The 21,052-nt window shown below is 38.2% G+C and carries 19 protein-coding genes; 18 read left to right on the top strand and 1 reads right to left on the bottom strand.

What is annotated here, in order from left to right; genetic code table 11:
* Positions 1 to 59: 59 nt before the first annotated feature.
* The 14 genes from PYW36_RS07630 to PYW36_RS07565 all read left to right on the top strand — a co-directional run bounded on the left by PYW36_RS07630 (position 60) and on the right by PYW36_RS07565 (position 14,266).
* Complete coding sequence (locus PYW36_RS07630) at positions 60 to 266, top strand: hypothetical protein (RefSeq protein ID WP_037573185.1); 207 nt, start codon at positions 60 to 62, stop codon at positions 264 to 266.
* 119 nt (positions 267 to 385) lie between these two features.
* Positions 386 to 865: a signal peptidase II gene (gene lspA, locus PYW36_RS07625; protein WP_037573187.1), complete on the top strand. Its 480-nt coding sequence runs from the start codon at positions 386 to 388 to the stop codon at positions 863 to 865.
* 9 nt (positions 866 to 874) lie between these two features.
* Complete coding sequence (locus PYW36_RS07620; RefSeq protein WP_037573189.1) at positions 875 to 1,792, top strand: RluA family pseudouridine synthase; 918 nt, start codon at positions 875 to 877, stop codon at positions 1,790 to 1,792.
* 294 nt (positions 1,793 to 2,086) lie between these two features.
* A complete protein-coding gene (gene pyrR / locus PYW36_RS07615; protein WP_037573946.1) occupies positions 2,087 to 2,611 on the top strand; it encodes a bifunctional pyr operon transcriptional regulator/uracil phosphoribosyltransferase PyrR in 525 nt (174 codons plus the stop codon).
* A 161-nt stretch (positions 2,612 to 2,772) separates the two neighbouring features.
* Entirely contained in the window at positions 2,773 to 4,065 is a 1,293-nt protein-coding gene (locus PYW36_RS07610) for a uracil-xanthine permease family protein (protein ID WP_103159266.1), read from the top strand.
* A gap of 19 nt (positions 4,066 to 4,084) precedes the next feature.
* Positions 4,085 to 4,960, top strand: coding sequence for an aspartate carbamoyltransferase catalytic subunit (locus tag PYW36_RS07605; RefSeq protein ID WP_103159267.1), 876 nt, complete (start codon positions 4,085 to 4,087; stop codon positions 4,958 to 4,960).
* Positions 4,961 to 4,973: 13 nt separating this feature from the next.
* Positions 4,974 to 6,248 carry a dihydroorotase gene (locus PYW36_RS07600; protein ID WP_103159268.1) on the top strand — a complete coding sequence of 425 codons (1,275 nt, stop codon included), beginning with the start codon at positions 4,974 to 4,976 and terminating at the stop codon, positions 6,246 to 6,248.
* The gene (locus PYW36_RS07595; RefSeq protein WP_103159269.1) at positions 6,248 to 7,348 is read left to right on the top strand and encodes a carbamoyl phosphate synthase small subunit; all 1,101 of its coding nucleotides are present in this window, start codon (positions 6,248 to 6,250) and stop codon (positions 7,346 to 7,348) included. The genes PYW36_RS07600 and PYW36_RS07595 overlap by 1 nt, the downstream gene beginning before the upstream one ends.
* A complete protein-coding gene (gene carB / locus PYW36_RS07590) occupies positions 7,341 to 10,514 on the top strand; it encodes a carbamoyl-phosphate synthase large subunit (protein WP_103159270.1) in 3,174 nt (1,057 codons plus the stop codon). Before PYW36_RS07595 ends, carB begins: the two co-directional genes overlap by 8 nt.
* A 12-nt stretch (positions 10,515 to 10,526) precedes the next feature.
* Complete coding sequence (locus PYW36_RS07585; protein ID WP_037573197.1) at positions 10,527 to 11,291, top strand: dihydroorotate dehydrogenase electron transfer subunit; 765 nt, start codon at positions 10,527 to 10,529, stop codon at positions 11,289 to 11,291.
* Positions 11,288 to 12,205 carry a dihydroorotate dehydrogenase gene (locus tag PYW36_RS07580; RefSeq protein ID WP_103159271.1) on the top strand — a complete coding sequence of 306 codons (918 nt, stop codon included), beginning with the start codon at positions 11,288 to 11,290 and terminating at the stop codon, positions 12,203 to 12,205. The genes PYW36_RS07585 and PYW36_RS07580 overlap by 4 nt, the downstream gene beginning before the upstream one ends.
* Positions 12,206 to 12,208: 3 nt before the next feature.
* Positions 12,209 to 12,901: an orotidine-5'-phosphate decarboxylase gene (gene pyrF / locus PYW36_RS07575; protein ID WP_037573200.1), complete on the top strand. Its 693-nt coding sequence runs from the start codon at positions 12,209 to 12,211 to the stop codon at positions 12,899 to 12,901.
* Positions 12,901 to 13,509, top strand: coding sequence for an orotate phosphoribosyltransferase (gene pyrE / locus PYW36_RS07570; RefSeq protein ID WP_037573202.1), 609 nt, complete (start codon positions 12,901 to 12,903; stop codon positions 13,507 to 13,509). Before pyrF ends, pyrE begins: the two co-directional genes overlap by 1 nt.
* Before the next feature lie 343 nt (positions 13,510 to 13,852).
* Positions 13,853 to 14,266 carry a VOC family protein gene (locus tag PYW36_RS07565; RefSeq protein ID WP_037573204.1) on the top strand — a complete coding sequence of 138 codons (414 nt, stop codon included), beginning with the start codon at positions 13,853 to 13,855 and terminating at the stop codon, positions 14,264 to 14,266.
* Positions 14,267 to 14,281: 15 nt separating this feature from the next.
* Here the strand turns inward: PYW36_RS07565 and PYW36_RS07560 are convergent, their stop codons facing one another.
* Positions 14,282 to 15,982 (bottom strand): Rqc2 family fibronectin-binding protein, encoded by a 1,701-nt coding sequence (locus PYW36_RS07560; protein ID WP_037573207.1) that lies wholly within the window; start codon positions 15,980 to 15,982, stop codon positions 14,282 to 14,284.
* Positions 15,983 to 16,143: 161 nt separating this feature from the next.
* Between PYW36_RS07560 and gmk the strand changes: the two genes are divergently transcribed.
* The 4 genes from gmk to priA all read left to right on the top strand — a co-directional run bounded on the left by gmk (position 16,144) and on the right by priA (position 20,783).
* Entirely contained in the window at positions 16,144 to 16,767 is a 624-nt protein-coding gene (gene gmk / locus PYW36_RS07555) for a guanylate kinase (protein WP_037573210.1), read from the top strand.
* On the top strand, positions 16,767 to 16,976 hold the full coding sequence (rpoZ, locus tag PYW36_RS07550) for a DNA-directed RNA polymerase subunit omega (protein ID WP_037573213.1): 210 nt from the start codon (positions 16,767 to 16,769) through the stop codon (positions 16,974 to 16,976). The genes gmk and rpoZ overlap by 1 nt, the downstream gene beginning before the upstream one ends.
* Before the next feature lie 178 nt (positions 16,977 to 17,154).
* A complete protein-coding gene (coaBC, locus tag PYW36_RS07545) occupies positions 17,155 to 18,375 on the top strand; it encodes a bifunctional phosphopantothenoylcysteine decarboxylase/phosphopantothenate--cysteine ligase CoaBC (protein ID WP_037573216.1) in 1,221 nt (406 codons plus the stop codon).
* Positions 18,366 to 20,783, top strand: coding sequence for a primosomal protein N' (gene priA, locus PYW36_RS07540; protein WP_069191678.1), 2,418 nt, complete (start codon positions 18,366 to 18,368; stop codon positions 20,781 to 20,783). Before coaBC ends, priA begins: the two co-directional genes overlap by 10 nt.
* Positions 20,784 to 21,052: the final 269 nt, after the last annotated feature.

Here is a 21,052-nt window from a genome sequence, read left to right as displayed (position 1 = left end):
TAATCTTCGTCAACTAACAACACATCGTAGGTATAGATTTTAGATAAAGGAGTGACATAGTGAAACAACATTTTGTATCGGGATTTATCTCCGCATTTGTCGTATTTCTAGCTGAAACAGTTAAACATTTAACGTTTAACCAAATTTATTATGGTAATATGCTTGGTTTTTCAAATTTTTTAGATGTCTTAGTTACTACAGTATTGGGGTATTTTATTGGTATTATCGTATCAATGGTATTTAAAATAACACATTCAAAAGATTAAGAGAGTTATGAAATAAATGGAATGGCTTTTAAGATTATCACTGTCAGGCTTAAATCACATAAAAACCTTGAACATTTCATGTTATAATAAAGAAATGTAATAGAAAGGATTTAATCAAGATGAACAAAAAGTACTTTTTGGGAATATCTATTTTCATAATCATCGTCATCTTACTCGCTGACCAACTGACGAAATGGCTCATTGTCGCTCAGATGACGCTTGGAGAATCTTTTACGGTGATCCCCAATTTTTTAGCCATTACTTCTCATCGTAATGATGGCGCCGCTTGGGGAATACTGAGCGGACATATGCCATTCTTTTACATCATTACAATTGTGATACTCATTGCGCTCATCTATTTTTACATTAAAGAAGCGAAAGGCCAATTTTTAATGCAATTCGCCATTAGTTTACTGATTGCTGGCGCTTTAGGGAATTTCATTGACCGTGTGCTCAATGGTGAAGTTGTTGATTTTATTGATACGACAATTTTCGGTTATGATTTCCCCATATTCAATATTGCAGATTCAAGTTTGACCATTGGGGTCATTATGTTAATTATTGTGTTGATTTTTACGCCTCAACACAAAAAAGGATAGGTGAAAATCATGGTCACACATGAATTCAAAATAGAAGATACTGCACTAGATATGCAGCGAATTGATAAAGTTTTACCTCTATTGAATCAAGACTGGTCTCGTAGTCAAATCCAAGATTGGATTAAAGGAGGTCAAGTTGAAGTCAATGGGAAACGTGTAAAATCAAATTATAAAGTAAAGCTTAGTGATGCTATTGTAGTTACGGAAGCTGAAGCGGTTGAAGCAGACATTCAACCAGAAAATCTTAATTTAGATATCTATTATGAAGATGAAGATGTTGCGATTGTTTATAAACCTAAAGGTATGGTGGTACACCCCTCTGCAGGTCATTATTCAGGGACACTCGTTAACGGATTAATGTACCAAATTAAAGATTTATCAGGCATTAACGGCGAAATTCGTCCTGGGATTGTCCATCGTATCGATAAAGACACATCAGGCCTTTTAATGGTGGCTAAAAATGATGTTGCACATCGAAATCTTGTCGAACAACTCATGGCTAAAACAGTGACACGTAAATATACGGCCTTAGTTCATGGCCATATTCCACATGAATTTGGAACGATTGATGCCCCAATAGGGCGAAATCCAAAAGATCGTCAGGCGATGGATGTTGTCGATAATGGTAAAGAAGCGATTACACATTTTAATGTCATTGAAAACTTCAATAAATATACATTAGTGGAATGTCAACTTGAAACAGGACGTACCCACCAGATTCGTGTCCATATGAAGTATATTGGCTATCCACTTGTCGGAGATCCTAAATATGGTCCGAAAAAAACGATGGATATTGGAGGCCAAGCCCTACATGCAGGGCTGATTGGGTTTACACATCCACGTACGGGAGAATATATTGAACGTACAGCGCCGTTACCTGAAGAATTTGAAAAACTTATTGAAGATATACGAAGAGCAGAAAACTAAAGTATTCTAAAAGTTACAAATCATACTTTGACTTTTTAATAGAAAAGCGTTATCATTAAAAACAGTAAATCAAACGAACTCGTCTTTAATAGAAGTCCTGTGAGGCTTGGAAGACATGATAATGTATATGAATGATAACTTGTATGTGCGCTACGACGTTCAGTGAAACGGGTGTAGTGAAATACATGCAATTTCACATAGCTACTCATGTCTCATAAAGACATGAGTTTTTTTGTATCAACAAAAGGCTTTGGTGTCCCAACGCTTAAAGTTATGGTGAAAGGAATGGCTAAAATGGCAGAACGCATGGTTTTAGATGAGTCCGCGATTAACCGTACGTTAACTCGAATTGCACATGAAATTCTGGAATATAATAAGGGTTCTGAAAATTTAGCATTACTAGGTGTCAAAACGCGAGGAGAATTCCTTGCAAAGCGCATTCAAGCCAAAATTCAACAAATCGAAAATGTGGAGGTCCCTACTGGAACAATAGATATTACACAATTTCGAGATGATGTTGAAATGCGAGATGCACAATTATCTCAATCGTTCGATATTGATATTGATTTGAACGACCGAATTGTAATCATTGTCGATGATGTGTTATATACAGGACGAACTGTTCGTGCCTCATTAGACGCTATATTATTACATCGTCGTCCTAAAAAAATTGGACTAGCGACATTAGTGGATCGTGGTCACCGAGAGTTACCGATTCGCGCTGATTTTGTCGGAAAAAATATTCCAACGTCACATGAAGAATCAGTGGAAGTTTATCTTTCTGAAACTGATCATCGCAATGCCGTTGTAATTGAATAAACACCTTTTAATTCAGTACGAGAGACTGACAAAGGTACTTGTTACGAAAAAGTGTTTAGCATTGAAACGATTGGATTTCAATCTATCACTTTATCGATGATACCCTTGTGTCTCTTAACTGAATTCAGTTAAGAGATTTTTTTATTAAAGGAGAAAAAAAGATGCAAAATGAAGAAATGTTTAAACGTACAGTGCAACCTGTATTAGACGTACATGAAAAACCAAAAGCGGGTCAATGGGCATTTTTAAGTATCCAACATTTATTCGCAATGTTTGGAGCCACTGTGTTAGTCCCGTTTTTAACAGGTTTGCCTGTATCCTCAGCGCTACTTGCCTCAGGAATTGGTACATTATTATACATATTCATTACAAAAGGGAAAATTCCAGCCTATCTGGGCTCGAGTTTTGCTTTTATCACACCTATTATTACTGGACTAAGTACCAATAGTTTAGGAGACATGCTTGTTGCTTTATTCATGAGTGGTGTGATGTACGTCATTATTGGTATTGCCATTAAACTCAGCGGGACAAACTGGTTGATGCAAATCCTCCCACCTGTCGTAGTAGGCCCGGTCATTATGGTCATAGGATTAAGTCTTGCACCTACTGCAGTCAATATGGCGATGTTTGAAAACTCTGGCGACATGAAAGGATATAACCTCACATATGTCGCTGTGGCATGTATTACCTTAATTGTCACATTGCTCGTACAAGGTTTCGCCAAAGGATTTTTCTCACTTATTCCCGTATTAATCGGTATTATTGTTGGTTATATCACAGCAATTATATTTGGCATCGTTGATTTTAGCAAAGTGAAAGAAGCGGCTTGGTTACAATTTCCAGATATCTACATCCCATTTGCGGATTATCATCCATCTATTCACCTAGGTTTAATTGCAGTGATGTTACCTATCGTGTTTGTTACAGTGAGTGAACATATCGGCCATCAAATGGTCATTAACAAAATTGTAGGGCGAAACTTTTTTGAGGATCCAGGTTTACACCGCTCAATAATTGGTGATGGGGTGTCTACCATGTTTTCAAGTATTATTGGAGGGCCTCCTAGTACAACATATGGAGAAAATATTGGGGTGCTCGCCATCACAAAAATTTATAGCATCTATGTGATTTCAGGTGCTGCAGTCATCGCGATTATTCTTGGATTTGTCGGTAAATTTACGGCACTGATTTCATCCATTCCAACACCAGTCATGGGTGGGGTTTCCATCCTTTTATTTGGGACGATTGCTGCAAGTGGTCTACGCATGATTGTTGAAAGTCAAGTTGATTTTGCTCAAAATAGAAATCTTGTGATTGCATCAGTTATTTTAGTCATTGGGATCGGGAATATGATGTTAAATTTATCAGATTTAGGTGTGAAATTGACAATTGAAGGTATGGCTTTATCCGCAACAGCGGGCATTATTTTAAATCTCTTACTACCTAAACGCTAATTTATAAGGAGGCAATACTATGCAACATTTAGTGTCTATGGAAAAATTATCGCCAAAAGAAATCAAGCATCTCATCGAAATTGCTTCTCAATATAAACATGGAGAAGTACGACCTAGTTTAAAAGGAAAATATATTGCAAACTTATTTTTTGAAAATTCAACGCGTACAAAATGTAGTTTTGAAATGGCAGAGCATCGTTTAGAAATGAAACAAATTAATTTTGAGATTGCAACTTCCTCTGTTCAAAAAGGGGAATCATTATATGACACGTGTCGTACATTACAAAGTATTGGATGTGATGCATTAGTCATTCGCCACCCAGAAAATAATTATTATGATGAACTGTTAGAGATGGGCATTTCAATCATTAATGCCGGAGATGGAAGTGGCCAACATCCGACACAAAGTTTATTAGATTTGATGACCATTTATGAAGAATTTGGACGTTTTGAAGGATTAAACGTGGTGATCTGTGGAGATATAAAAAATTCACGTGTTGCAAGAAGTAATTATCACAGTTTAACAGCTTTAGGGGCAAATGTTGTATTTTCAAGTCCAGATATTTGGAAAGACGAAACGATGCCAGGGGAGTACATAGATTTAGACGAAGTGATTGAAAACGTAGATATTGTGATGTTGCTTCGCGTTCAACATGAGCGACATGATGAAGGGACGGCGGGATTTGATGCGCAGGATTACCATGAAAAATTTGGTTTAAATCAAGCGCGTTACCAAAAATTGAAAGATCATGCGATTGTTATGCATCCTGCACCTGTGAATCGCAATGTAGAAATTGCGGATGCTTTAGTTGAAGCTCCTAAATCAAGAATTTTTAAACAAATGGAAAATGGCGTTTATTTAAGAATGGCTGTATTAACTGAAACAATACAATAAGGGAGAGATTATGATGGTTTTAATTCAAAATGCAAAAATGTTAGAAGCAGGGACGTTAAAGCAAGTTGATGTTTTAATTCAAGAAGGGAAAATAAAATCAATTGCCACACAAATTGAACCTCAATCTGAAATGCAAATCATAGATGCTAAAGGACATTTCTTATCTCCTGGTTTTATTGATGTCCACGTACACTTAAGAGAACCCGGTGGCGAACATAAAGAAACAATTGAAACAGGGACAAAGGCAGCAGCACGTGGTGGTTTTACAACAGTGTGCCCAATGCCAAATACAAAACCTGTGCCAGATTCAGTTGAGAATATGCGTCATTTACAACAATTGATTGATGAAAATGCCCAAGTTCGAGTATTACCTTATGCTGCCATTACAGAACGTCAAGCAGGAAAGAAACATGTTGATTTTGAAGCATTAGCAAGTGAAGGCGCATTTGCTTTCACAGATGACGGTGTGGGTGTACAAGAAGCAGCCAAAATGTATGAAGCGATGCAACAAGCCAAAGCAGTCAACAAAGCTGTTGTTGCTCATTGTGAAGACAATAGTTTAATCTACGGAGGTGCCATGCACGAAGGTAAAAGAAGTGAGGAACTTGGGATTCCGGGCATTCCGAACATTTGTGAATCGGTTCAAATTGCACGTGATGTGTTATTAAGTGAAGCGACAGGTTGTCATTATCATGTATGTCATGTGTCTACAAAAGAAAGTGTTCGTGTAATTCGTGACGCGAAAAAAGCAGGCATTCCAGTGACCGCAGAAGTGACACCCCATCACTTATTATTAACAGAAGAAGATATTCCTGGTGACAATGCGATTTACAAAATGAATCCACCTTTAAGAAGCGTTGAAGATCGACAAGCATTAATTGAAGGATTATTAGATGGAACGATTGATATCATCGCAACTGACCATGCACCTCATGCTGAAGATGAAAAAAATCAACCTATGACACGTGCACCGTTTGGAATCGTCGGAAGTGAAACAGCATTTCCGTTACTCTATACACATTTTGTAAAAACAGGCGAATGGACATTACAACAATTAGTGGACTATATCACAATCAAGCCGGCACAAGTATTTGATTTGCCTTATGGCACTTTGAAAGAAGGGGCTGTGGCTGATTTAACGTTAATCAATTTAGATGAGGCATACGAGATAAAAGCACAAGACTTTTTATCTAAATCTTCTAACACACCATTTTTAGGAGAAAAGGTTTACGGTAAAACGCTATTTACGATTGTAGATGGCGAGATACGCTATGAGGAGGGGAAATAATGTTTGAAAAACGATATCTCGTACTTGAGGATGGAACGTACTATACAGGTTTTAAATTGGGAGCTGACACACTAACGCAAGGTGAAATTGTTTTTAACACGGCTATGACAGGTTATCAAGAGACACTTTCTGATTCTTCATATACAGGCCAAATAATTACATTCACTTACCCTTTAATTGGAAACTACGGAATTAATCGTGACGATTTTGAATCATTAATCCCCACATTAAAAGGGGTTGTGGTGAAAGAAGCATGTCAAGCGCCGAGTAATTTTCGAGCACAAAAAACTTTGAATGACGTGTTAAAAGAATTTGATATTCCAGGTATTAGTGGTGTAGATACACGAAGTATTACTAAAAAAATTCGTGAACACGGTGTCTTAAAAGCCGCATTCGTTGATAATGAAACTGAGATTGAGACGACTATTCAAAACTTGAAAACAATCGAATTTCCACGAAATGAAGTTCCGACAGTGTCTACGAAAACCCCATATGTCTCTACAGGATTTGATTTGCGTGTTGTGTTAGTTGACTTTGGGAAAAAGCAAAATATTGTACGCGAATTGAATGCAAGAGGTTGTGAGGTCACAGTTGTTCCTTACGACACAACAGCTGAAGAAATTATTAAAATGTCTCCAGATGGTGTGATGTTGTCTAACGGCCCTGGAGATCCAGCAGATGTTCAAGTTGCTGTGGATATGATTAAAGGTATCATCGGCAAAATTCCATTTTTCGGCATTTGTCTCGGACATCAATTGTTTGCACTCTCACAAGGAGCCACTTCTTTTAAAATGAAATTTGGTCATCGCGGTGCCAACCACCCTGTGAAAGACTTAAGCACAGGTAAAATTGCATTAACAAGCCAAAATCACGGGTATGCGATTGATGCAGACTCATTAAAAGAAACCGATTTAGAAGTCACACATATCGCACTGAACGATGGCACAATAGAAGGCTTACGACATAAGTTTGAACCTGCCTTTTCTGTGCAATACCATCCTGAAGCTTGTCCTGGACCGACAGATTCAAATTACTTATTTGATCAATTTATCGAATTAATGCTAGAACAAAAAAAGAAGGAGCGCGTTCATCATGCCTAAAAGAAACGATATTCAATCTATTCTCGTCATTGGATCAGGACCGATTATTATCGGTCAAGCTGCAGAGTTTGACTATGCAGGAACTCAAGCATGTTTAGCTTTAAGAGAAGAAGGCTACCGTGTCATTTTGGTCAATTCTAACCCTGCGACAATTATGACAGATAAAGAAATTGCGGATAAAGTCTATATTGAACCGTTGACGCACGATTTTATAGCGCGCATTATTCGAAAAGAACAACCCGATGCTTTACTACCAACTTTAGGGGGACAAACAGGTTTGAACATGGCGATTGAACTTCATAACAGTGGAGTTTTAGCTTCTAACAACGTGAAATTACTCGGCACTGAGTTAGATTCAATCGAACGCGCGGAAGACCGTGAACGTTTCCGTACACTCATGAATGAACTCAATGTCCCTGTTCCTGAAAGTGATATCGTTAACACGCTTGAACAAGCATTTCAATTTAAAGAAGAGGTGGGTTATCCTCTTATTGTCCGCCCAGCATTTACGATGGGTGGCACAGGTGGCGGTATTTGTTATAACGATGATGAATTAAAAGAAGTCGTATCAAATGGTTTGAAATATAGTCCGGCGACACAATGTTTAATCGAAAAATCCATCGCAGGATATAAAGAAATTGAATATGAAGTGATGCGCGATAAAAACGATAATGCCATCGTTGTATGTAATATGGAAAATATCGACCCCGTAGGTATTCATACAGGAGACTCCGTCGTCGTAGCTCCGAGTCAAACATTATCAGATGTGGAATACCAAATGTTACGTGATGTTTCGCTCAAAGTCATCCGTGCTCTAGGTATTGAGGGTGGATGTAACGTTCAATTAGCATTGGATCCACATTCAATGAACTACTATATCATCGAAGTCAATCCACGTGTATCACGTTCATCTGCACTCGCATCAAAAGCGACAGGGTATCCGATTGCCAAGTTAGCCGCAAAAATTGCGGTCGGTTTGACATTAGATGAAATGAAAAACCCTGTGACAGGCACGTCTTATGCGGCATTCGAACCGAGCTTAGATTATATCGTTTCTAAAATTCCACGCTTTCCATTTGATAAGTTTGAAAAAGGTGAGCGTGAATTAGGAACACAGATGAAAGCAACAGGCGAGGTCATGTCTATAGGCCGTACTTACGAAGAATCGTTGTTAAAAGCCATCCGCTCTTTGGAGTATGGTGTGCACCATTTAGGGTTACCAAATGGAGAATCGTTTGATTTATCTTATATTAAAGAACGTATCAAAGCACAAGATGATGAACGCCTCTTCTTTATCGGTGAAGCAATTAGACGTGGAACGACGTTGGAAGAAATACATGAAATGACAAAAATTGATTACTTTTTCTTAAATAAATTCAAAAATATCATCGATATGGAACACGCTTTAAAAGCAAATAAAGGGGATATTGACTACCTTAAATTTGCGAAACGTTTCGGATTTAGTGACCGTACAATCGCACATCGTTTCGAGATGACGGAAGAGGAAGTTTTTAAACTGAGACAACAACATCAGATTCAACCTGTTTATAAAATGGTCGATACATGTGCGGCTGAATTTGAATCGACGACACCTTATTTTTATGGAACGTATGAAGAGGAAAACGAATCCATCGTTACAGATAAAGAAAAAATTATCGTGCTTGGTTCTGGTCCTATTCGTATCGGTCAAGGTGTGGAGTTTGACTATGCAACAGTCCATGCAGTGTGGGCGATTCAAAATGCAGGATATGAAGCGATTATTGTGAATAACAACCCTGAAACGGTATCGACAGACTTTTCAATTTCAGACAAACTTTACTTTGAACCTCTTACAGAAGAAGATGTGATGAATATTATTCAACTTGAACAACCAAAAGGCGTCGTTGTTCAGTTTGGAGGACAAACTGCGATTAATTTAGCAGACAAGTTGGCTAAACATGGGGTCCAAATTTTAGGAACAACGTTAGAAGATTTAAACCGTGCAGAAGACCGAAAAGAGTTTGAAGCCTTATTAAATCGTATTCAAGTGCCACAGCCTAAAGGGAAAACGGCCACATCTGCAAAAGAAGCACTGGACAATGCGCGTGAAATTGGTTACCCAGTTGTTGTAAGACCTTCATATGTCTTAGGTGGTCGTGCGATGGAAATCGTGTATAGTGATGTGGAACTTGAAAACTATATGAATGAAGCGGTTAAAGCAAGTCCTGAACATCCCGTTTTAGTCGATCGTTATTTAACAGGAAAAGAAATAGAAGTTGATGCAATTTGTGATGGAGAAACAGTGATGATTCCAGGAATTATGGAACATATCGAACGTGCGGGAGTTCATTCTGGGGACTCTATCGCTGTTTACCCACCTCAAACGTTATCTCAAGAAGATATTGAGACTTTAGAAGCCTATACCATTAAACTGGCAAAAGGTTTGAATGTGATTGGATTAATCAATATCCAATTTGTACTCGCACATGATGGGGTTTATGTGCTAGAAGTTAATCCGCGCTCAAGCCGAACAGTACCATTTTTAAGTAAAATTACAGAAATTCAAATGGCACAACTAGCGATGCGTGCGATTATGGGAGAAAAACTTCAAGATCTAGGTTATACGCAAGGGGTTCAACCGTATAAAGAAGGTGTGTTTGTCAAAGCGCCTGTATTTAGTTTTAATAAATTGAAAAATGTAGATATTACACTTGGACCTGAAATGAAATCTACAGGGGAAGTCATGGGACGAGATCTTACATTAGAAAAGGCGCTATACAAAGGATTAACAGCTTCAGGGATGGAAGTTAAAGATTATGGAACAGCGCTCATTACTGTGAGTGATAAAGATAAACAAGAAATGGTAAAAATCGCACAACGTTTAAACCAAATTGGCTATAAAATTATTGCTACAGCAGGGACTGCAAAAGTTTTAGCAGAGCATGATATTAAAGTTGAGACAGTAGGTAAAATTGGTGGAGAAGACGATTTACTGCATAAAATTCAAGAAGGTGACGTTCAAATCGTGATTAACACGATGACGAAAGGTAAAACGATTGAACGTGATGGTTTCCAAATACGACGCACTTCAGTAGAAAATGGTATCCCTTGTCTTACGTCACTTGATACAGCAAATGCATTAACGAATGTCATTGAAAGTATGTCATTTTCAATGCGAAATATGTAGGAGGTATTAGCGGTGGAAAAATTAACAGTGCTTTCAAATCAAATGATTGCAGATCGGATATACGAATTAAAAGTAAGTGGTCCGACAGTTTCAAAATTAAAACAACCTGGCCAATTTGTGCATATTAAAACAGGAGAAGGGTCATTGCACATGTTAAGACGTCCGATATCTATTTGTGAAATTGATAGAGACCATCAAAGTTTTACGATGCTATTTCGAGCTGAAGGTGAAGGGACTCGAAAGATTGCAGCGCTAAAATCCGGAGATGAACTAGATATCATTGCCCCTTTAGGAAATGGTTTTCCTGTAGATAAAGCTAAAAAGAAGGCTTTACTTGTTGGGGGTGGCATTGGTGTTCCACCGCTCTATGAACTTTCAAAACAGTTAAATGCCCGTGGTATTGAAACAGTACATGTTTTAGGTTTTCGTTCAAAACAAGATGTATTCTATAAAAATCAATTTGAAGCGTTAGGTGAGACCTATATTGTCACGGAAGATGGCTCTTTAGGGGAAAAAGGTTTTGTGACAACTGTGATAGATCAATTACCTGTAGACTATGATATTTACTATACGTGTGGACCCAAACCAATGCTTAAAGCTTTAACGGAACTCTACACTTTAAAAGATGTGCCAGGTTATATTTCACTAGAAGAACGTATGGGTTGTGGCGTTGGCGCTTGTTTTGCATGTGTCTGTCATGTGCCCCACAGTAATACTGATTATGTCAAAGTATGTACGGACGGTCCCGTATTTGAAAAAGGAGCAGTCGTATTATGAGTCGATTAAACATTGAACTTCCAGGATTATCACTCAAAAATCCAGTCATGCCTGCGAGTGGATGTTTTGCTTTTGGTGCGGAGTATAGCCAGTTTTATAACCTTTCTGAACTTGGCGCTATCATGATTAAGGCGGCCACAAAAGAAGCGCGTTTCGGTAATGAAACGCCACGTGTGGCTGAAACAGATAGTGGCATGATTAATGCGATAGGACTTCAAAATCCAGGGGTTCATCACATTTTAGACCATGAGTTAAAAGCGCTTGAAGCCTATGATGTGCCCATCATTGCGAATGTTGCAGGGTCTACAGAAGAAGACTATGTCTATGTCGCAGAACACATCTCTAAGGCGTCTAATGTTAAAGCCCTTGAACTTAATATCTCTTGTCCAAATGTGAAAGAAGGGGGCATGCAGTTTGGTGTAGATCCACAAGTTGCTGCGGAACTCACCAGAAAAGTGAAGGAAGTATCTGCAGTCCCGGTTTATGTCAAATTGTCACCGAATGTCACTAATATTGTAGAAATGGCACAAGCGATTGCGGAATATGCAGACGGTTTAACGATGATTAATACGCTTGTGGGACTTCGTATTGATGCAAAAACAGGACGACCAATCATTAGTAATGTCATTGGTGGATTAAGTGGCCCAGCCATTAAGCCAGTCGCATTGCGTATGGTTTATGAGGTACGAAAGGCACTCCCAACGATTCCGATTATCGCTATGGGGGGCGTTCAAAATGCTCAAGACGTCATTGATTACATTTCGGTAGGTGCTGACGCTGTAGCAGTTGGAACGGCTAATTTTCAAAATCCACTTGTTTGTAAAGAAATTATTGATACATTGCCTACACTGTTAGATGAGTTAGGTGTGTCGCATATTCATGAATTAAAAGAACGTACTCAGAAAGGACTGTAATGTATGAAAAACACGCCCATCATTGCGCTAGACTTTGCTTCCAAAGAAGACGTTATGACGTTTTTAAAACCTTTTGATGAGCCTCTTTTTGTCAAAGTCGGTATGGAATTGTTTTATCAAACAGGGCCAACCTTAATAAAAGATATTAAAGCTTTGGGACATGATATCTTTCTAGATTTAAAACTTCATGATATTCCAAACACAGTAGGTAAAGCAATGGAAGGATTGGCTAAACTAGAGGTGGATTTAGTCAATGTGCATGCTGCAGGTGGCTCTGAAATGATGCGCCGTGCAGTAGAAGGTTTTAGAACACAAAATGAAAAAACCAAAATCATTGCAGTAACACAATTAACGTCTACCACTGAAACAATGTTGCATGAAGAGCAAAATATTCAAACTTCTATCGAAGAAGCTGTGCTGAATTATGCTAAACTCGCACAACAGTCTGGATTAGATGGCGTTGTTTGTTCACCACTAGAAACACAGTTAATTACTGAACATTGTGGGTCTTCCTTTTTAAAAGTAACACCGGGTATTCGACCAGCGAATAGTGCGCGTAACGATCAAAAACGTGTGACTACTCCTGAAGACGCAAAACAATTAGGTTCGACACATATTGTTGTGGGTCGTCCTATTACTCAAAGCGCACAACCGGTGGAAAGTTATCATCAAATTAAAGAAAGTTGGTTAAAATAATGGTTAAAGCAATTGCGCAATCTTTATTAGATATTGAGGCAGTTTCGTTGTCTCCAAACGATAGATTTACGTGGAGTTCTGGCATTCAATCGCCGATCTATTGTGATAACCGTGTGACTCTTGGCTATCCTGAAGTACGAGAAGCCATTCGTGATGGATTGATTGAATTAATCGAAACACATTTTGAAAATGTTGAAGTGATTTCGGGCACAGCGACGGCTGGTATTCCTCATGCCGCTTTTATTTCAGAAAAAATGAAATTACCGATGAATTATGTACGCTCTAAAAGTAAAAGTCATGGCAAACAAAATCAAATTGAAGGTGCAGCAAGTCTTGGGAAAAAAGTGGTTGTCATTGAAGATTTAATTTCAACTGGAGGATCATCTATCACTGCAGTAGACGCCTTACGTGAAGCAGGGGCGGAAGTGTTAGGTGTCGTTGCCATTTTTACTTATGGTTTATCAAAAGCAGATGACATGTTCAAGGAAGCGGATGTGCCGTTTTATACTTTAAGCTCTTTTGATGAGCTTGTTGAAGTGGCTGCAGAACAAGGTCAAATTGCTAAAGAAGATATAGACTCACTCGTTCAATGGAGAGATACACTTTAATAGAGGTTAGGTTGTTCATCGTTCAAAAGAAGAGAGGCAACAAATTTTACTCTGAGGTAAATTTTGTTGCCTCTCTTCTATTAGGCTAGCGCTATGCCTAGTCGCCTTGTTGTAAATTTGGATAACATTTTATCTTAAAAACCAGCGTGCGAATGCATAGCCGATGAGCATTATAAGTAAAAGGACAAGAATAGGTATAATTAAATTCATGCTTATCATTGTGATTTTGCCTCCAATTTATGATTTATTTCTATTGTAACGGGTTATATTAATAAGTGAAAGTTAAAAAGATAATCATGTTAAAGGCAGCACGCGACCTTTAACATTGAGGAGGAGAACTTAAATGAAAATACCTAAAATTACAACATTTTTAATGTTCAATGGGGATGCGGAAGAAGCCGTTCAGTTATATACATCTCTCTTTGAAGATAGTGAAATTATTACGATGGTAAAATACGACAATACGACACCACAATATGAAGGTAAAGTTCAACATACGATTTTCAAATTAAACGGTCAAGTGTTCATGGCAATTGATAATATGAATGGGACAGAGATTGAAATGAATCCTGCGATGTCCTTATTTGTCACTGCGAAAGACCAATATGAAATGGATATTTTATACAATGGCTTAAAAGACGGTGGTGCTATTTTAATGCCGAAAACGGAAATGCAACCACAATATCGAGAATTTGCATGGGTACAAGATAAATTTGGAGTTAACTTCCAACTCGCACTTCCTGAAACTAAAAAATGATTAGGTCACACGGACCTAATCATTTTTTTGTAAGGCTTTGATTTTATCATAGTCAGGGGTAGCATATAGTGTTTTTTGATTATCATACGTGACAAATCCAGGCTTCGCACCGCTTGGTTTGTGCACATGTTTAATTTCTGTATAGTCAACAGGTATTTGTCCAGATTGTCCAGCCTTTGAGAAGTAAGCGGCTATCATTGCCGCTTCCTCAATGGTGTTTTGACTTGGAGATTCAGCCATAATTACGACGTGGCTCCCAGGGATGTCTTTAGTATGAAACCAAAGTTGTGATTTTTTAGCGAGTTTATTAGTTAAATAGTCATTTTGCTTATTGTTTTTACCGATGTGGATAGTATCTCCATCAGTAGAAATATAAGTTTGAAGTTGCATTTGTGCATTTTTCTTTTTCTTGACGTTTTTACGTTGTTTAATAAATCCTTGTTCTGCGAGTTCATCACGAATGTCGTCAATTTCATGCACGGTAATATGTGACAATTGTTGTTCAATATTTTCGAAATAATCAATATTGGCTTGCGTCAGGGCAATTTGATGTTTTAATTCACGCTCACGTGTTTTTAAACGGTTATATTGTTTGTAGTAATATTGTGCGTTATCTGCAGGTGACTTGGTCGGGTCAAGCGAAATCGTCACTTCTTCACCTGTATAATAATTTAATGTAGTTAATGAGGCATCTCCAGTTTTAAGTTGATAAATATTTGCGGTAATCAATTCTCCAAACAATTGTTGTTGTTCTTTGTTTTGAGTGCCCTCTTGTTCATCTATTAATTTTGACAATTTATTTTGATTTTTTTGAAGTAATTGGTGAACAAGTTTGACTAAATCATTCGCGCGTTGTTTGACACGTTCTCGTTCTCCTCGTGCTTCATAAAATCGATCTAGCAATTGATGAAGCGACGCATATTCAATTTTGTCATCGTAAAATTGTTCTAAATCCATAAAATAAAAATCTTCTTTACCGGTGTCGTGGTTCTTATGGAAAACAGGTTTTGCAGGTTCATCGATTTCTGCTAAAACTTCATCGTAAGCCTCAGGCAAAGTCGTTGTTGTCATGAATTGACGGCGTGCGGTGATTTCTTTTGTAATCAATGGCGAAAAGCCTTCGAAGGTTTGTAAGAGTTGACGATCAATGCGCCCAGCATTAAAATCGATGAATTTTAAAACATCTGTCCCTTCATAGTCAAACGGGTTGTGCTTATCTTGTGTGGGCGGCGCTTCGTACTCGAATCCCGGCATCACAGTACGATACTGATTGGTATTGGGAGTGAGATGTTTGAAACCTTCAATGATTTTGCGGTTATCGTTAACGAGTATAAGGTTACTATGCTTACCCATAATTTCTAAAATAATAGTGCGATGAATCGTATCACCAATTTCATCTTTACTGATTACATCAATTTCAACACGTCGGTCATTACCAATTTGCCGTATTGCTTGAATAATCCCGCCTTCTAAATGTTTGCGGAAAACACGTGCGAACATTGGAGGTTCAAAAGGATTGTCGTATTTCTTCTCTGTGAGATGTATTCGGGCGAAATTTGGATGAATGGACAACAACAATTGATGATTTTTACGATTTTGTCGCACAACCATTAAAATGGTGTCGTTTTCCGGTTGATTTATTTTGTGAATACGTCCAGAGACGAGGGGTTGAAGGGATTCAACCATTTTTCGAGTGAAAAGTCCATCAAATGCCATGTTTTCGGGCCACCTTTATTAAAATTCATTGTTTCATTATAACACGCAAAATTCTAATGTGCAGATTGAAACTTTTCTATATATCAACTCTATACAATAGAATTGAAATTATGGTAAGATATGTTAATAACTAGAGAATAGCGAAGGAAAGGTCGTAAGGAATGGATACTGAAAAAGGCTTACTTATAGTACTCTCAGGCCCTTCTGGTGTAGGAAAGGGCACAGTTCGAAAGCGGATTTTTGATGATCCGACGACATCTTATAAATATTCAATCTCAATGACGACACGTTCGATGCGTGTTGGAGAAACAGATGGCGTGGATTATTTTTTCAAAACAAGGGATGAATTTGAAAAGCTCATTGAAGAAGATGCGTTTATTGAATACGCTGAATATGTGGGCAATTATTATGGCACACCTGTTCAGTATGTAAGAGAGACAATGAATGCTGGACATGATGTCTTCTTAGAAATCGAAGTTGAAGGGGCAAAACAAGTTCGCAAAAAATTTCCTGATGCACTATTTATCTTTTTAGCGCCTCCAAGTCTAGATCATTTGAGAGAACGATTAATCGGACGTGGGACGGAATCTGAAGAAAAAATTCAAAGCCGTGTTAATGAAGCGCGTAAAGAGGTTGAGATGATGAATCTTTACGATTATGTCGTAGTTAATGATGAGGTTGACCTTGCGAAAGACCGAATTCAAGCTATTGTAGAAGCAGAACACTTAAAGCGTGAACGTATTGAAGCAAAATATCGAAAAATGTTATTGGAGGCTAAAAAATAATGTTATATCCACCTATTCATCAATTACAAGATAAAATCAGTTCTAAATATTTAATTGCGACTACCGCTGCAAAGCGCGCACGTGAAATTCAGGCGGACCCTGAACATTTATTATTGAATGACTATCAAAGTAAAAAAACAGTAGGACGTGCTTTAGAAGAAATCGCTGCGAACAAAGTACATCCTTACGTTGACCCTAAAAATTTCTAATAACACATACCGATATTGGTAAACATAAAGGCTAGGACAGCTACACAAATAGATGTCTTGGCCTTTTGCTATATGAAATCTATTAACACCATGAAGCATTTATTTAAATACCTATCATGTGAAAACAAGACAAGGCTATACTATAATCGAATCAAGAGTGCTAACAGGAGTGGAATAAATGAAAAATATATTACTCGCAGTGACTGGTGGTATTGCAGCATACAAAGCCATCGATTTAACTAGTAAATTAACACAAGCAGGTTATCATGTTCGGGTGATGATGACCGCACATGCGCAAGAATTTTTAACCCCTTTGTCTTTTCAAGCTATCAGTCGGCAAGCGGTCTATACGAATACGTTCGTAGAGGAAAATCCAGAAGAAATTCAACACATTGCCTTAGGAGATTGGGCAGATATTGTCGTTGTGGCACCTGCCACTGCAAATACTATTTCAAAACTCGCCAATGGTATTGCAGATGATATGGTGACGTCCACATTATTAGCTACAGCTAAACCTAAATTTTTAGCGCCAGCAATGAATGTTCATATGTATGAGAATCCTAGAATTCAGCATAATATGCGTGTGTTAGAAGAAGATGGCTATCATATGATTGAACCGGGTGAGGGATTTCTTGCTTGTGGATATGTCGCAAAAGGACGTATGGCAGAACCCATGGATATTATTTTAGCGATAGAGCAAGGTCAAAATACACCATCTAGTCCAACTTCTGCTAAAGTGTCTCACGCGTTGTCTTATTTTAAAAATAAAAAAGTTTTAATTACGGCAGGGCCAACCGTCGAGGTGATCGATCCCGTCCGTTTCGTCTCCAATAGAGCTTCTGGCAAAATGGGGTATGCGATTGCAGAAGCGCTTGTAGCAGAAGGGGCTCAAGTAACTTTAGTTTCAGGCCCTACGTTTATCACACCACCTGAAGGCGTAGAAATGATTCACGTTCAAAGTGCAGAAGAAATGTTTGAAGCAGTTAAAACACACTATCTAACACAAGATATTATTTTTAAAACTGCTGCTGTTTCAGACTATACACCGGTGGCACCATTAACGCATAAAATGAAAAAGAAAGACGGCAATGTCACCGTAGAATTTAAACGAACACAAGATATTTTAAAGTACTTAGGGGAACATAAAACACATCAAAAATTAGTAGGTTTTGCGGCTGAGACACAACATGTGGCGACTTATGCACAAGACAAACTTCAACGTAAAAATGCGGATGTCATTATTGCCAATAATGTAGGCGATAGATCCATTGGTTTTAGCTCAGATGAAAACGAAGTCACAATGTACTTTAAAGAGGGACAAGAAGTAGCCATTCCAAAAGGCGCGAAAATTGAGGTCGCACGCCATATTTTGGATGCATTAGCAGGTGCATGGACATGACTATCGCTCAAGTGATTGTCGATATCGATTCAAAAAGCGTCGACAGAACATTTGATTATCGCATACCGAAAGATTTACAGTCAGTGGTGCAACCCGGTGTTCGCGTTATTGTTCCTTTTGGTCCTCGAAAAATTCAAGGTTATGTCATGCAAGTGATATCTGAAGAAGAGGCGGAATATGACTTATCCAAAATTAAATCCTTGCTTGAAGTGAAAGATATTCAACCTGAATTGACAGAAGAATTGGTCCAATTAAGTGCGTGGTTTAGTCAATATTTTGTTTCTAAGCGTATTTCGATTTTAGAAGCGATGTTACCGAGTGCCATTAAAGCTAAATATACGAAAGTTTTTGAAATAACGCCTGAAGCCGAATTGCCACAATCCGTGATATCATATTTCGATGCAAATGGCCAGTATCGCTATCAACAAGCGCAAAAAGATGAAATGATTCAAACGTTACAACCTTATTTAGCGGATGGGCGTCTTCGTGAAGTGACATTATTGAATCAAACGACGACGAAAAAAACCCAGAAAGCCGTTCGATTGGCTCAACTTGAAGAAGGGGATGCGTTATTAGCGCATTTAGAAAAATATCCTAAACAGCATGAACTCGTCGCATTTTTACTAGATGAACAACGACGTGACGTTTTTTTGAAAGAACTTTTAGATATGGGTTTTTCAAATTCCTCTATTAAAACGTTAACGCAAAAAGGGATTTTAGAAAAATATGAAGCGATTGTTGAACGTGACCCTTATGCAGGGCGAATATTTGAGGCGGAAGCCAAACGAGCATTAACTGAGGAACAACAACACGCATTTGATCAACTCCAACAAGCACTGTATGAAGAGCAATCAGAAACATTTTTACTTCATGGTGTGACAGGTTCTGGAAAAACAGAAGTCTATTTACAGATTATTGATCAAGTTCTGACGCAACAGAAAACGGCCATGATGTTAGTCCCTGAAATCGCGTTAACACCTCAAATGGTGAACCGTTTTAAACGACGATTTGGCGATGAAGTCGCAGTGTTACATTCTGCGCTATCAAAAGGGGAACGCTATGACGAATGGCAAAAAATTAGAGATGGCCGTGCAAGCGTGAGTGTTGGTGCGCGTTCCAGTGTTTTTGCGCCTTTTAAAAATTTAGGAATTATCATTATTGACGAGGAGCATGAGGCGACTTATAAACAAGAAGACTATCCACGATACCATGCACGAGATATCGCCCTTTGGCGTGCACGTTATCATCAATGCCCTTTAGTACTTGGAAGTGCGACACCGAGTTTAGAAAGTTATGCGCGTGCTGAAAAAGGGGTGTATCATTTATTATCTATGCCTTCTCGCGTCAATCAACAGCCTTTACCTCAAATAGAGATTTGTGATATGCGAGAGGAATTGGCGCAAGGGAATCGTTCTATGTTTTCAGAACAACTGAGAACGGCGATTCAAGCACGATTGGACCGACAAGAGCAAACAGTGCTTTTTCTGAACCGTCGAGGTTATGCTTCATTTATGCTTTGTCGTGATTGTGGACACGTCCCACAGTGTCCTAATTGTGACATTTCATTAACGTATCATAAATCCACGGATCAATTAAAATGCCACTATTGTGGTTATCAAGAAGCGGCGCCATTTCAATGTCCTAATTGCGAAAGTGAGCATATTCGACAAATGGGGACAGGGACGCAAAAAGTAGAAGAAGTACTAAATGAGATGTTTCCAGAGGCGCGTGTGATTCGAATGGATGTCGATACGACGACGCAAAAGGGCAGTCATGAAAAAATGTTACGTCAATTTGGCGAGGGAGAAGGAGATATTTTATTAGGCACGCAAATGATTGCGAAAGGCCTAGATTTCCCAAACATTACATTAGTGGGTGTGTTAAACGCGGATACTTTATTAAATTTGCCAGATTTTCGTGCAAGCGAGCGTACGTTCCAATTACTGACACAAGTGGCTGGACGCGCGGGACGTCATGAAAAGACCGGAGAGGTCATAATTCAAACGTATAATCCAGACCATTATGCCATTCAAGATGTGAAGTCCAATGACTATTTAAATTTCTATCAAAAGGAAATGCGTTTTAGACAAATCGGACAATATCCCCCTTATTATTATTTGATTAATTTTACAATCACGCATGAAAATATGAAAAAAGTTTTACAAGCAGCCACACATGTTCATCAAATTTTAATTCAGCATTTATCAGATAAGGCATTCATTTTAGGTCCTTCAGCTGCGGCGATTCCTAAAATCAACCACGAACATCGTTTTCAAGTGCTTGTAAAATACAAAAGTGAACCCTCATTGGTTCATGCATTAACCTATTTAGATGATTACTATCATGAGCAATATGTCAAAGATAAGTTAGCGTTAAAAATAGACATTCATCCTTACAATATGATGTAAGACATGAAATGTTAAAATGAGACCATCGTGACGACATGAATAAGAGAGCGCGAGTGTCAAGAGCGCCCGCAAAAACTGAGAGAGCCATCAAAATTTACCCACAGAAAAATTTTGATGGCTCTTCTATTACAAATTTAAAGGCCATAATTAAATTTTTGAATGAGGTGTATCCATAAACGAAGGCGTTTAATTCCACTTTCTTTAAGTAATGATAGTAGCGTCCTATCGCTAAAAGAATGCGTGGCCTGACTTGAAGGAAGCGTAAAATT

The organism is Staphylococcus chromogenes (genome assembly GCF_029024625.1).
Taxonomy (GTDB): Bacteria; Bacillota; Bacilli; order Staphylococcales; family Staphylococcaceae; genus Staphylococcus; species Staphylococcus chromogenes.
Note: the sequence above shows the minus strand (reverse complement) of the source record. Positions and strands in the feature narration are given on the sequence as shown.